The organism is Nocardiopsis eucommiae (assembly GCF_965344335.1).
Taxonomy (GTDB): Bacteria; Actinomycetota; Actinomycetes; order Streptosporangiales; family Streptosporangiaceae; genus Nocardiopsis; species Nocardiopsis eucommiae.
This window is the reverse complement of sequence record NZ_CBDRIY010000045.1, coordinates 1-12,551: the sequence shown is the minus strand read 5'-3', so window position 1 is coordinate 12,551 and position 12,551 is coordinate 1. Positions and strand designations below refer to the sequence as shown.

The 12,551-nt window shown below is 70.7% G+C and carries 14 protein-coding genes; 5 read left to right on the top strand and 9 right to left on the bottom strand.

What is annotated here, in order from left to right; translation table 11 throughout:
- Window positions 1-37: 37 nt before the first annotated feature.
- The 3 genes from ACRWK8_RS23020 to moeZ form a co-directional block, all read right to left on the bottom strand.
- Complete coding sequence (locus tag ACRWK8_RS23020; protein WP_431872832.1) at window positions 38-388, bottom strand: MGMT family protein; 351 nt, start codon at window positions 386-388, stop codon at window positions 38-40.
- A 61-nt stretch (window positions 389-449) separates the two neighbouring features.
- Entirely contained in the window at window positions 450-836 is a 387-nt protein-coding gene (locus tag ACRWK8_RS23015; protein ID WP_378747931.1) for an SPW repeat domain-containing protein, read from the bottom strand.
- Window positions 837-1,029: 193 nt separating this feature from the next.
- Entirely contained in the window at window positions 1,030-2,193 is a 1,164-nt protein-coding gene (gene moeZ, locus ACRWK8_RS23010) for an adenylyltransferase/sulfurtransferase MoeZ (RefSeq protein ID WP_378747928.1), read from the bottom strand.
- 272 nt (window positions 2,194-2,465) lie between these two features.
- Between moeZ and ACRWK8_RS23005 the strand changes: the two genes are divergently transcribed.
- From ACRWK8_RS23005 to ACRWK8_RS22995, 3 genes are all read left to right on the top strand, one after another.
- Window positions 2,466-2,690, top strand: coding sequence for an Rv3202a family protein (locus ACRWK8_RS23005; RefSeq protein WP_378747924.1), 225 nt, complete (start codon window positions 2,466-2,468; stop codon window positions 2,688-2,690).
- Window positions 2,691-2,861: 171 nt separating this feature from the next.
- Entirely contained in the window at window positions 2,862-3,509 is a 648-nt protein-coding gene (locus ACRWK8_RS23000; RefSeq protein ID WP_378747920.1) for a TetR/AcrR family transcriptional regulator, read from the top strand.
- 294 nt (window positions 3,510-3,803) lie between these two features.
- Window positions 3,804-4,601, top strand: coding sequence for a mechanosensitive ion channel family protein (locus tag ACRWK8_RS22995; protein WP_378747913.1), 798 nt, complete (start codon window positions 3,804-3,806; stop codon window positions 4,599-4,601).
- 82 nt (window positions 4,602-4,683) lie between these two features.
- Here ACRWK8_RS22995 and ACRWK8_RS22990 read toward each other — a convergent pair whose 3' ends face one another.
- The 3 genes from ACRWK8_RS22990 to ACRWK8_RS22980 all read right to left on the bottom strand — a co-directional run bounded on the left by ACRWK8_RS22990 (window position 4,684) and on the right by ACRWK8_RS22980 (window position 6,379).
- Window positions 4,684-4,926 (bottom strand): hypothetical protein, encoded by a 243-nt coding sequence (locus tag ACRWK8_RS22990; protein ID WP_378747910.1) that lies wholly within the window; start codon window positions 4,924-4,926, stop codon window positions 4,684-4,686.
- A gap of 268 nt (window positions 4,927-5,194) precedes the next feature.
- On the bottom strand, window positions 5,195-5,506 hold the full coding sequence (locus tag ACRWK8_RS22985; RefSeq protein ID WP_378747907.1) for a DUF6401 family natural product biosynthesis protein: 312 nt from the start codon (window positions 5,504-5,506) through the stop codon (window positions 5,195-5,197).
- 174 nt (window positions 5,507-5,680) lie between these two features.
- Window positions 5,681-6,379, bottom strand: coding sequence for a ferritin-like fold-containing protein (locus tag ACRWK8_RS22980; protein ID WP_378747904.1), 699 nt, complete (start codon window positions 6,377-6,379; stop codon window positions 5,681-5,683).
- Window positions 6,380-7,001: 622 nt separating this feature from the next.
- Between ACRWK8_RS22980 and ACRWK8_RS22975 the strand changes: the two genes are divergently transcribed.
- Window positions 7,002-8,552 carry a DEAD/DEAH box helicase gene (locus ACRWK8_RS22975; RefSeq protein WP_378747900.1) on the top strand — a complete coding sequence of 517 codons (1,551 nt, stop codon included), beginning with the start codon at window positions 7,002-7,004 and terminating at the stop codon, window positions 8,550-8,552.
- Between the two features lie 87 nt (window positions 8,553-8,639).
- Window positions 8,640-9,548 (top strand): alpha/beta fold hydrolase, encoded by a 909-nt coding sequence (locus tag ACRWK8_RS22970; protein ID WP_378747897.1) that lies wholly within the window; start codon window positions 8,640-8,642, stop codon window positions 9,546-9,548.
- Window positions 9,549-9,642: 94 nt separating this feature from the next.
- Here the strand turns inward: ACRWK8_RS22970 and ACRWK8_RS22965 are convergent, their stop codons facing one another.
- The 3 genes from ACRWK8_RS22965 to ACRWK8_RS22955 all read right to left on the bottom strand — a co-directional run bounded on the left by ACRWK8_RS22965 (window position 9,643) and on the right by ACRWK8_RS22955 (window position 12,392).
- Window positions 9,643-10,689 carry an MBL fold metallo-hydrolase gene (locus ACRWK8_RS22965; RefSeq protein ID WP_431872827.1) on the bottom strand — a complete coding sequence of 349 codons (1,047 nt, stop codon included), beginning with the start codon at window positions 10,687-10,689 and terminating at the stop codon, window positions 9,643-9,645.
- 105 nt (window positions 10,690-10,794) lie between these two features.
- Window positions 10,795-11,670, bottom strand: coding sequence for a PHP domain-containing protein (locus ACRWK8_RS22960; protein ID WP_431872825.1), 876 nt, complete (start codon window positions 11,668-11,670; stop codon window positions 10,795-10,797).
- Window positions 11,671-11,726: 56 nt separating this feature from the next.
- Window positions 11,727-12,392 carry a DUF6758 family protein gene (locus tag ACRWK8_RS22955; RefSeq protein ID WP_378747881.1) on the bottom strand — a complete coding sequence of 222 codons (666 nt, stop codon included), beginning with the start codon at window positions 12,390-12,392 and terminating at the stop codon, window positions 11,727-11,729.
- Window positions 12,393-12,551: the final 159 nt, after the last annotated feature.

Sequence of the window (12,551 nt, the reverse complement as noted above, 5' to 3'; positions counted from 1 at the left end):
ACCATCGCGGACGCCGCGACGGCGCCCGGTATCCCCGTCAGGCTCCGCTTCCCCCGTCCCATCGGGCTTCCCGCATGTCCACCCGGTCGCCGCTCGGACGCATCGGGGTGGCCTCCGCCGCGTAGTGGGATCGAGCACGTACGAGGTGCCCCTCGGCGGGGCGCCCGTCCGAGCGCACCACCCGCCACCAGGGCACCGCCCCGCCCCAGCGGGACATCACCGACCCCACCTGCCGTGGGCCGCCCTGGCCGACGTACTCGGCGATGTCGCCGTAACTCATGACCCGGCCCGGCGGGATCCGTTCGACCACCGAGAGGACCTCCTCGGTGTACTCGTCGACGGGCTCCGACGCGTCCTCGCCGGGTTCTCGGGGGTGGGGATCGACCATGCGCCGAGCCTATCCACCCCCGCCGACACTTAACCTTCTCCGGCCGCTCACGCTCCCCCGGCTACTCGGGCACCACGTTCATGTGGTTGCCCCAGGCCAGTTCGGGATCGCGCCTGCGCGCCGCGCGGGCCTGGACCAGCCCGTTCACGCCCAGGGCGGCGATGACCACACCACCGACCCACGCCGTCACCGCGGCGGGCAGGACGTGCGCGTAGCCCAGCACCCAGGGCAGGACGAACAGCAGCACACCGGCGGCCGTCACGGCGAGTTCGGTCACCAGCGCGCCGGGGCGGGTCAGGGACATCACGCCCATGACGATGACGGCCAGCCCCACCAGGAGGAACGTGGCTCCGGAGAAGCCGTACAACCCGTGCACGATCCAGCTCAGCCCCACGGCCAGTCCGACGACGACCGTGGCCACGTCCGCCCAGCGTCCCTTCTCACGCATCACGCCACCTCCTCGCGGCAGGGGCCCGCACCGGAGGTCGGTACCGCACCCCGTGGGTGTTTCGTACCCACTTGTCCACCTCGATAGGGGCGAGGACCTCGGAAAACTCCACCCCGGAACGCGGCGGACGGCGCCGGGAACACCCGGCGCCGTCCGCGGGAGGCGCTCGCGGCCCGCAGTGCGGGCCGGCTCGCTAGTACTCGGGCAGGCTCGGGTCTACCTGGTTGATCCAGGCCAGGACGCCGCCGCCCACGTGCACGGCGTCGGAGAACCCGGCGGCCTGGACTGCGGCCAGGGCCTCGGCGGAGCGCACGCCGGACTTGCAGTGCAGGACCACGCGCTTGTCCTGCGGCAGGCGCTCGAAGGCCTTGCCGTTGAGGAACTCGCCCTTGGGGATGAGCGTGGCGCCCGGGATGCTGACGATCTCGTACTCGTTCTTCTCGCGCACGTCCACGAGGAAGATCTCGTCGGGCTTGTTGTCCAGCAGCTCCTTGAGCTCCGGAGCGGTGATGGTGGAGCCGGAGGCGGCCTGGGTGGCCTCCTCGGACACCGCGCCACAGAAGGCCTCGTAGTCGATGAGCTCCGTGACCGGCTCGGTGTCCGGGTCCTTGCGGACCTTGACCTCACGCCAGGTCATCTCCAGGGCGTCGAAGATGAGCAGACGGCCGACCAGCGGGTCACCGATGCCCGTGATGAGCTTGATCGCCTCGTTGACCATCACCGAGCCGATGGACGCGCAGAGCACGCCCAGCACGCCGCCCTCGGCGCAGGAGGGGACCATGCCGGGCGGCGGGGGCTCGGGGTAGAGGTCGCGGTACTGCGGCCCGTACTCGTTCCAGAAGACGCTGACCTGACCGTCGAACCGGTAGATCGAACCCCACACGTAGGGCTTGTTCAGGATGACGGCGGCGTCGTTGACCAGGTAACGGGTGGCGAAGTTGTCCGTGCCGTCCAGGATCAGGTCGTACGGTGCCAGGATGTCCAACGCGTTGTCGGACTCCAGGCGGTCCTGGTGCAGGATGACCTCGACGTTGGGGTTCACGTCCTTGATGCTGTCCCGGGCGGACTCGGCCTTCGGACGGCCGACGTCGCTCTGCCCGTGGATGATCTGGCGCTGGAGGTTCGACTCGTCGACGACGTCGAAGTCGATGATGCCGAGCGTGCCCACGCCGGCGGCGGCCAGGTAGAGCAGGGCCGGGGAACCGAGGCCGCCCGCGCCGACGACCAGCACCTTGGCGTTCTTCAGGCGCTTCTGGCCGTCCATGCCCACGTCGGGGATGATCAGGTGGCGCGAGTAGCGGCGCACCTCGTCCACGGTCAGCTCGGCGGCTGGTTCGACCAGCGGCGGCAGCGACACGGTGACTCCTCATGACTGTTCGGATCGCCCCGCGTCCACCTGGGGAGCGGTGCGCGGAGCTGCTTGCAGTTATACCCAACCTAACGGGTGGGGTATTCCATTCCCACCCCGGGGAGGGGTGGTACTCGTCGCTTCCTGACCTCCCTCAACCACCACGGCCCGGGTGTTCATTCCACGTGGTGCGCGACGGTCGGCCGCGCGGCTCCCCTTGCCCTGGCACCCGGCGCGGGTAGTGTCACTCGTACGCTCCGCGACGATGTTGGGAGGACCCGGTGGCAACTGACAGTGGGAACCGACGCACCGCCCCCGTGGAGGAGGACCCCGCCTCGGCCGTGCCGGAGGCCGACGCGGCCGAGCAGCGCACACGGGCTGACGAAGGCGAACCGCGCGAGGACTGGACCGAACGGGCCTCGGAGGAGAGCTTCGACCAGGCGGACGAGGCCGACGTGATCGAGCAGGTCCGCGAGGCCGGACAGGACGAGGACGAGCGCCGCTGACCACGGGCGTCCCTCCGTCCTCACTGCCCACACCGAACCTACGCCGGAGTAGGATGGGCGAAAAGAGCTGCGGGCCGCGTCACAGAGCCGAGGCCGGGTCCGACAGCGTCAGCCACGCAGATGTCCGGTCAACGGCGTGCATCTGCAATGCCGAGTTCGGAGGGTGTGGGTGTGACAGCTCCATCAGACGCCCGCGCCCGGGGCACGCGTCTGCCCCGGGTCCGGCGCCGCCGCCAACTCCTGGCAGCGGCTCAGGAGGTCTTCGTCGCCCGCGGGTACCACGCCGCGGCGATGGACGAGATCGCGGACCGCGCGGGAGTCAGCAAGCCGGTCCTGTACCAGCACTTCCCTGGGAAGCTGGAGCTCTACCTGGCCCTTCTGGAGGAACACTCCGAGGCCTTGGTCGAGAAGCAGCGGGAGGCGCTGGAGAGCACCGACGACAACCGTCAGCGCGTCACCGCCAGCTTCCAGGCCTACTTCGACTTCGTCGCGGGCGACGGAGAGGCGTTCCGGCTGGTCTTCGAGTCCGACCTGCGCAACCTCCCGGCCGTCCGGGAGAAGAGCGAGCACACGTTCCAGCGCTGCGCGGAACTCATCGGCAAGGTCATCCGCCAGGACACGAGCATCTCCGACGACGAGGCGCACCTGCTGAGCATCGCGCTCGTCGGCATGGCCGAGACCAGTGCCCGCTACTGGCTGAACAGGAACGGCGCGGTCCCCAAGGACGCCGCCGAGCAGCTGGTGGCCCGGCTGGCCTGGCGCGGGATCAGCGGATGGGACCTCACCCGGCCCGCGGACGAGGACGAGACCGGGGACTGACCCCCGGCCGCACACGTCGCGGCCCCCGGAACACGGTCGTGTTCCGGGGGCCGTTTTCCTTCTCCCGCAATTCTCGTCGCGTATTGTCCCGAATATCCAACCCAAAAAGAACCACAGAATAGCCATTCCTGTGTCAAGTCTGGGCAATCAACTCGACACCGGCATTCGGAACGGTTCAATTATCTTGCGACGGGTATCGCGGAACTGAGAAGTAACGCGCTTCTCTTCGCCGTATCCGCCCGGCACCGGCAACTGGTCAACCGGGCGGAACCAGCGATTCGGGGGTGAGGACGTATGGACATCGGTCAGGGCCTGATGGACGCCTGGCAGACGGTGGCGGGCTTCGTGCCGTTGCTGCTGGGCTTCCTGGTGATCCTGGTACTGGGCTGGATCATCGCCTGGTTCGTGGGGAAGGGCGTCGCCAAGGGCCTGCACAGCGTCGGTCTGGACCGCGCACTGCACCGCGGAGGCGTGGGCGAGTACTTCGAGCGCAGCCGCTGGACCGCCAGCGAGCTGGGCGGGAAGATCATCTACTACGTCGGCCTGTTGTTCGTGCTGACGCTCGCGTTCAACGTCTTCGGGCCGAACCCGATCAGCACGCTGCTCAACGACGTCATCGCCTGGATTCCGCACGGCATCGTGGCGCTGGTGATCGTCGTGGTGGCGGGCATGATCGCCAAGGCCGTCCGGGACCTGATCACCGGTGCTCTGGGAGCGCTGTCCTACGGCCGCTTCCTGGCCAACGTCGCCGCCGTGGCCGTGCTGGCCCTCGGTGTCATCGCCGCGCTGAACCAGATGGGCGTGGCCACGACCGTCACCCTGCCGGTGCTGGTCGCGGTGCTCGCCACCGTGGGCGGCATCCTGGTGGTCGGCGTCGGCGGCGGACTCATCCGGCCGATGCAGTCCCGCTGGACGAACTGGCTGGAGGCGGCCGAGCGCGAGACCGCCCGTGTGAGTGGCGGCGCGAGCAGCTACGAGGCGGGGCGCGAGGCGGCCATGGGCCGTCCGGGCGCCACCGCGGACCAGGGCTCCAAGGAGGAGGCCTCCAGCCTTCCGGGACAGCGCGGGAGGGGTGGTGAGCCCACCTCGTAGCCGCGAGGGCACGGAGCATCAGGAGAGGGCGGGGCCAACGGCCTCGCCCTCGTCGCGTGTACGCCGCCGGTGCGGCGCTCCGTCACAGGAACTCGGAGTCCCGCAGCTCCTGCCGGGACAGACTCTCGATACGTCGGAACGCCAGCACGCCCGTGGCGATCATCGGTAGGAACGCCAGCCAGAAGACGACGCTTCCAGGCCCGGTGAACACCATCGACACGAGTGCGACGACGAAGATCAGTGCGAAAAGCGCGAAGTCGACGCGATCCTGTTGGATCAGGACGCCGACCGGTGGGCGCGCCGCCCCATGCCGACCGCTCCTCATTCGCTTTCCTTTCTCGCGGCTCTTCGGGCCGCTCCGCCGGTCACGGTGCCCGGGTACCGCCTCGCCCCTGGAACACCGAGAATGCCACGTTGCATTCCGCAGGCCACTGGAACCGGCGCGGAGCGCCGATCCGGGTCGGGGGCCGTCGTGGTTCACCGGTGTCAATTCAGCGTACGCCCAAGCGGCGGCTTCCGCCGGAGAACCAGAAGGGCGATGACAGCGAGAGGAATCGCGTCGCAGATCACACCCGCCTGCGGACGTCACCAACCTAGCGGACGAAACCACGGTCCTTCGCCAGTCGGCAGATCGCGAGAATGCGGAGTGTCTCCCAGTCATAGCTGGCGTCCTCGGAGTCCCAGCCGCGCTCGAGGCAGCCGTCGAGGAATCCGTGGAGGTACGTTCCGAGCGTGTTGGCGGTGAGTTCGGCGCCGCCGGAGACGATGCCCTCGCACACCTGTGCGGCGTGCTGGTCCAGCTCAGCGCTCATCCAGGGCGGCACCGGCGCGTCGAGGGGGCCGATCTTGTGGAAGTCACGGGTGAGTCCGGCCAGCGGGTGGCGCACGGAGGTCCCACGGGGCATGGAAGTACCTACTCGCGTGGTCAGGAGACGGGAAACTCCATCGACTCTATGTGCGCCGGACCAATGGATCGTAACGAATGTGTTGGAAATTACCCGCGCTTGACCAAGTGGGACCAAGTCCCGGTCAAAGCCCCGAGAAGGCCGAAACCACGACCGGACGGGCGATCCGCGCGCCTATTCGGCCAGGCCCATGGCGGAGAGTCGCGCCGCGTGCCCCTCCGTGAGCGAGGCGAACATCCGGCTGACGGCGGCGAGGTCGCCCAGGCCCGAGTCACCCGTTCTCTCCTCCCGCTCGGCGACCTTCGGGTCGCGCGCCAGCAGCGCGGCCAGCTGCGGCCGGTCCACGGCCACCGCCTGCGCCTGGCTCAGCGCCTCCCCGACCAGACGACGGGCCCACAGGGACAGGCGTCCGGCCAGCCTGGGGTCCTCCACCAGGGCGGCGCGCACCTGCTCGGCGACGAACTCGGCCCGCTCGGTCTCGGCGAGCACGTCCTCGACGAGGGCGCGGGTGTCGGCGTCGGCCAGTTCGGCGACCCTGCGGTAGAAGTCGCCCGCGATGCCGTCACCGACGTAGGTCTTGACCAGGCTCTCCAGCCAGCTCTGCGGTTCGGTGCGCTCGTGCCAGCCGTCCAGCGGCCGCACGAACGGGGCCATGGCCTCCTCGGGGTCCACCCCGAGCTCCGCCAGGCGCCGGTGGAGCGCCTGGTAGTGCTGTTGTTCGGTGGCGGCCAGACCGGCCAGCTGACCCTTGGTCCGCAGCGAGGGCGCGAGACCGGCGTCGTCGGCCAGACGGAAGAAGGAACCGAGCTCGGCGTAGGCGAGCAGGCCGAGCAGATCGATCACGCCGGGTTGCGCAGAGGAGCCTTGGGTCATGCCCGCCAGGGTATCGCTCGGCCCCTCCGCCACCCAATCGGGGACTAAACGCCTCCTGGGAACGGTTGCACCGGCTGGGAGCGGGTACGGTCTCGGCCGTCGGAGCCCGGCTACACGACGGGGTCCACAGCACAGTGACCAGCTATGTGCACCGGGCTAACCAGCAGCTAGACTCAGCGTGATGACCGGCGCGCACGATCGCGGCGCCGCGTCCCGCACCCCCGCGACGCGGGCCCTCCCGCGCGCCTTCCGGCGCCGCGGACGCGGGCGCCCAGCGACGTGTCAGCCGGACACCACAACGTGTCCTCACGAGCAGTGCGGCGTGAGGGAGCAACGGCCCACGCGCCCAGCTACGCACCGCACACGACAATCCAGCGGATGGAACCGAGACATCGTGACCAGGGAACCCCCCGGGCCGCGCGGGTCCAGTCGGCAGCGCCACCGGGTCTCCCTCGCCGAAGCGGGAACCGGTGAGCCGCGCCCTCCGCGGCGGTCAGAAGCCGCCCGCGACCGCACCCCGCCGCGGCCACGAACAACGCTGCGGCCCGCCTAGATGGAGGCCTGAGCCCTGAGCAGCACAGAAGAATCAACGACACCCACGACCACCTTCCGCGACCTGGGCGTGAGCCCGGAGATCGCGGACGCCCTGGAGGCGGAGGGGATCATATCCCCGTTCCCCATCCAGGAGCTGGCCCTGCCGATCGCGCTGAACGGCAGCGACATCATCGGCCAGGCGCGCACCGGTACCGGCAAGACCCTCGCCTTCGGTCTTCCCCTGCTCCAGCGCGCGCAGGCCAAGCCGGGCACCTCCAAGCGGCCCCGCGCCCTGGTCGTCGTCCCCACCCGTGAGCTGGCCATCCAGGTGGCCGCCGACCTCACCACCGCGAGCAAGCGCAGCGGCGGACGCATCCTGACCGTCTACGGCGGTCGCTCCTACGAGCCGCAGATCAACGGGCTCAAGGAGGGCGTCGACGTCGTCGTCGGCACCCCGGGCCGTCTGCTCGACCTGGAGAACCAGAAGCACCTGCGTCTGGACGAGGTCGCGGCGGTGGTCCTGGACGAGGCCGACAAGATGCTCGACCTCGGTTTCCTCCCGGACATCGAGCGCATCCTCAAGAAGATCCCGACCGAGCGCCAGGTGATGCTCTTCTCGGCCACCATGCCGAGCGAGATCGTCACTCTCTCCCGGAACTACCTGCGCCAGCCCACCCACGTGCGGGCCGGTGACGACAACGAGATCGACGGTTCGGCCATCACCAAGCGGATCGCCCAGCACGCGTTCCGCACCCACCAGATGGACAAGCCCGAGATGCTGGCCCGTCTCCTCCAGTCCGAGGAGCACGGACAGAGCATGGTGTTCTGCCAGACCAAGCGGGCCTGCGACCGGGTCGCCGGTGAGCTCAAGGACCGTGGCTTCGCCGCCGCGGCCGTCCACGGCGACCTCGGCCAGAGCCAGCGCGAACGCGCCCTGCGGGCCTTCCGCAACGGCAAGATCAACATCCTGGTCGCCACCGACGTGGCCGCCCGCGGACTGGACGTCGACGACGTGACCCACGTGGTCAACTACGAGACGCCCGAGGACGAGAAGACCTACACGCACCGCATCGGCCGCACCGGCCGCGCTGGGCGTACCGGTACCGCCGTCACGTTCGTGGACTGGCAGGAGATGCCGCGCTGGAAGCTGATCAACGGCGCGCTCGACCTCGACTTCCACGAGCCCGAGGAGACCTACTCCACCTCGCCGCACTTCTTCGAGGCGCTGCGCATCCCCAAGGGGACCAAGGGCAAGCTGGCCATGGACAAGCGCGGGGAGCACGCCGGTCTGGAGGCCGAGGAGGTCGAGGACATCGGTGACACCGGGCAGCCGCGCGGCGGCGACCGGGGTGGCCGCAAGGGCCGTGGGGACCGCAAGGAGCGCGGTGAGCGCGGTGAGCAGGGAGGCCGCAAGGGCTCCCGTGACCGCGACCGGAGCCGTTCGCGCCGACGCACCCGCAGCGGTGAGAACGTCGGTCGCTCCGAGGGCACGACGGAGAAGGCCGCGGTGAAGGCCACGGTCAGGGCGGAGGCCCCCGCCAGCGGCCCGGAGCAGTCCGGTGAGGGTGACGGGGCCCGTCGGGTCCGCCGCCGTCGTCGTACCCGTGGCGCCGTGCGCCGCGACCCCGAGAACACCTGAACCAACCTGAATCACCTGATCCGAGAACGGTCGAATCCGCGTCGGGTAGCCCCGGACCGGTAGTCCCATCGTCTAGGGTGGCCCGACGTGAGTACACCTGAGTTCCTCGATCCGCCGCCGGGTGTGCGGCGCACGGACCTGCGTCTTTCGTACGGTCCGGTGGCCGCACTCCGGGCCCAGCCCACCTCCGGCGGCACCGTCCTCGCCCCCGCTGTCCTGGTGCACGGTTTCACCGGCAGCAAGGAGGACTTCATCGCCCTCCTCCAGAGCCTGGCCCAGGCCGGGCGGGAGGTGGTCGCGATCGACCTGCCCGGCACGTACCGTTCGCCCGGCCCCGAGACCCTCACCCCGCCGCCCGGGGTCGAGCCGCCCGACTACCGCCTGTCCTCCCTGGGCGCGGTGGTGGGCGAGGTCCTCGACGTCGTCGGTGACGGCGGCCCCGTGCACCTGGTGGGGCACTCCTTCGGCGGTCTGGTCTGCCAGGAGGCGGCGCTGACCGAACTCGCGCCGCTGGCCTCCCTCACCCTGATGTGCTCCGGCCCCGGCGCCCTGAGCGGCCCCGCCGCCGACCGGGCACGCAACCTCATCGCCGCGCTGTCGATGGACCCGTCCCCGGAACGGCTCCTGACGCTGTGGGACGAGCGCTTCGCCGCCGAGGCACGCGCCCGCACCGTCAAGCCCGAGGTCGTGGACTTCCTGCGCGAGCGGTTCCTGAACACGAGCGCCCTGGCCTTCATCCGGATGGCCGAGGACCTGCTGGGCGCCCGGGACCGGATCGACGAGCTGGCCGAAGTCGACCTTCCCGCCCTGGTCCTCTACGGCGAGAACGACGACGCCTGGCCGCTGGCCGAGCAGGACGGCATGGCCGAGCGCCTGGGCGCGCGTCGGCTGGTGGTCCCCGGTGCGGGCCACTCCCCCAACGTGGAGGCCCCCGAGACCACGTCGAGCGCGCTCACGGGCTTCTGGAACGAGACCGAGTCCGTCGGCCGACGCTGAGACCGCGTCCGCCCGACCGGTGTGCCCGGAAGGAAACGGCCGGGTGGCCGCCCCTGTGAGGAGCGGTCACCCGGCCGTGCGTGGTCCGGAGGGATCAGACCCAGGAGTCGAAGTTGCGGCCCTCGGCCTCGACCGTGGTGGACGGGCCGCGGTCCGGGAGGACGCGGGTGTCCGGCGGCAGGGAGAGCAGGCCCTCTCCGATGGAGGCGAGCTGGGTCGTGTAGTCGATGTAGGTGTTGCCGACCATGCCGGGCTCCCCCTTGCGGAGGGTGTCACCGCTGAACACGGCGCCGAGCTGGCTCACGTAGTAGCCGACGGAACCGTTCGTGGTGCCGGGCAGGGCCAGGACGTCGATGTGCAGGTCTCCGATGTCCAGGGCGCCCTCGCCCTCGACGTCGATCTCGGGGCGGTGCTCCGCGCCGTGGAGGCGGCGCCAGGCGCGCATCTCGCGGGGGTGCAGGGCGATGTCGGCCTCGGTCTCCTGGGCGATGGCCAGGGCCGACTTGATGTGGGGGCTGTAGCCGTTGGTGCAGGCCACCAGGTAGACCTCGCGGTCACCGACGGCCTTCATGATCGCCTCGGCGTCGTGGGCGGGGTCGATGATCACGACTCCGTCCTTGTCGGCCTCGATGATCCACGTGTTGCTGATGATGTCGTACTTCTCGCCGTCGAACTCGAAGGTCCCGGCGGTGCGGACACGGGTGATGCCGTCGGAGTCGGGGCCGGTGACTCCGACCTCCACCACGTCGTCCTCGTCCTCGGACGCGTCGGCGGACTCGGTGTCGGAGTCGGACGCGGAGCCCTCGGCGTCGGTCCCGTCCTCCGCCTTGGCGTCGTCCCGGTCCGCGTCGGCCTCGGAGCCACCGGCCTCGTCGGACCTGGCGTCCGCGTCCACGGACCTCTCGGCGTCAGCCTTCTCCGGCTCGGAGTCCTCGGAGTCGGCCTTCTCCGACTCGGAGTCGGCCGGGACGTCCTTGGCGTCGGCCTCGTCCTTGACCGTGACGTCCTTCTCCACCGCCTCGGCGTCCTTGGACGCGACCGCGTCGTCCTCGGTCTCCTCGGTGGTGTCCTCCGCGACCTCCGCAGCGGAATCGGTGGCCTCCTGGCCGTCCTGCTTCTTCGGCTTCCGCTTCCAGAACACGGCTACAGACCTCTCATCCAGGGGTAAGTGCTACAACGCTGCGACCATTCTCGCGTCCCCGCGCAGTGGTCCGTACCGTACCGAAGACCCGGCCCCGGCGGCAGGTCACCCCACGATCAGCGGCACCCCGGTCGCCGGGGCGGTGAGCTCCTCGAACGCCTCCGGGGCCGTGGTGCGGCAGCCCAGACGGCGCCCGGTCAGGGATCCGTGGTCGTCACTGGACCCGGTCACCACCACGCCCAGGTCCGCGGCGACGCCCCGCCAGAACTTGCGCTGGGTCCGGTTGTGCGAGGGGTGATCGGCCTCGATCCCGCCCAGCCCGGCCGCTGCCATGCGCTCGGCCAGCTCCACCGGCACCGCGCCGTTGGTGGCGCCCTCGGCCCTGCCCGGGTGGGCCAGCGAGCAGACCCCGCCCGCCTCCCGGACCAGCTCGACGGCGCGGACGGGGTCGATCGCGTACCGGGACGCGTAGGCGGGGCCGCCCGAACCGATCCACTTGTCGAAGGCGTCCTGCACGTCGCGGGCCGCGCCCGCCTCCACCACCGCGCGGGCCAGGTGGGGGCGGCCGATGGTGTTGGCGTCGGCGTACTCCGCGACGCCCGCCCCGGCGATCTCCAGCACCCGCTCCCAGGTCACGTCCACACCGTGCTCCTGGAGTTTTGCCACCATCTCCTCGGCGCGGGAGGCCCGGTCCGACCGGACACGGCGGAGTTCGGCGGCCAGACCGGAGGAGTCCGGATCGAACAGGTAGGAGACCAGGTGGACACTGGAACCCTCGTGGGCGCAGGACAGTTCCATCCCGGGGACCAGGGTGAACCCGGACGGCAGGTGCTCCGCCGCCTCCGCGATCCCGCCGACCGTGTCGTGGTCGGTCAGAGCGAGTACGTCGAGTCCGGCGGCGACCGCGTACGCGATGACCTCGGCTGGGGCGTCGGTCCCGTCGGAGACCGAGCTGTGGGAGTGCAGGTCGATACGTGTCACCGGGCGATTGTACGTAAGCGCGGGCGTTCCCGCTCGGTACGGGGGCCCGGGGCCGGTCAGTCCTGTTCGCCCTCGGCCCTCAGGATTCGGCTGAGGAACGGGCTGGGCGCCCCGAACGGCGGTTCCAGGGCGACGCCGCCGTCCCGGAGGTCGCGCAGGTCGCGCAGGGAGCTGACCTCGCACATCAGCAACCCGGTGTCGGCGGAGGCGAAGACCAGCCACAGCCAGTGGGAGAGCGCCTCACCGGCGTAGGCGGCACGGTCGCGCCCCACGTCGAGGTTCCACAGTGCCACCTCGTGCCCGTCGAAGCGCACCTTGGCGTCGGGCGGGCCGGAGTCGAAGCCCTGTCCGGGGTCGGGCCCCTCCAGACCGGCGATGCGCGCGCCCAGGCCGATCCCCGGGTCCTCGGCGACGATCACCGCCTCACCCACGCCGCCGAGCGGGTTGGGGCCGGACAGGGCCACGGCCACCGCCAGCGCGCCGCTGCGTTCGTCACCGACCTCCGCGAACCCGGTGACCACCCAACCGGTCGGCAACGGCCACGGGACCCACACGGGGACCCCGGCCTGTGCGAGGAGGGTGTCGAGTACGGCGGGGCCGGGTGCCCGTACGCCCTGGAGGGGTGCGACCGCCCCGTGGGCGTCACACCTCCACGCGCTGGTCCACAACCCCGGGGGTTGTACGGCGCGTCCGCAACGTGGACACGAGGGCTGGGCTTTCATGTCCTACGTGTTTACCCGAGTGGTGTCCTGAGAAAACGCGGAGCGGGGGGGGGGGGGGGGGGGAGCCCCCCCCCCCCCCCCCCCACAAAACACCCCCCCCCCCCCCCCCCCCCCCCCCCCCCTCCCTCCCCCCTCCCCCCCCCCCCCCCCCCCCCCCCC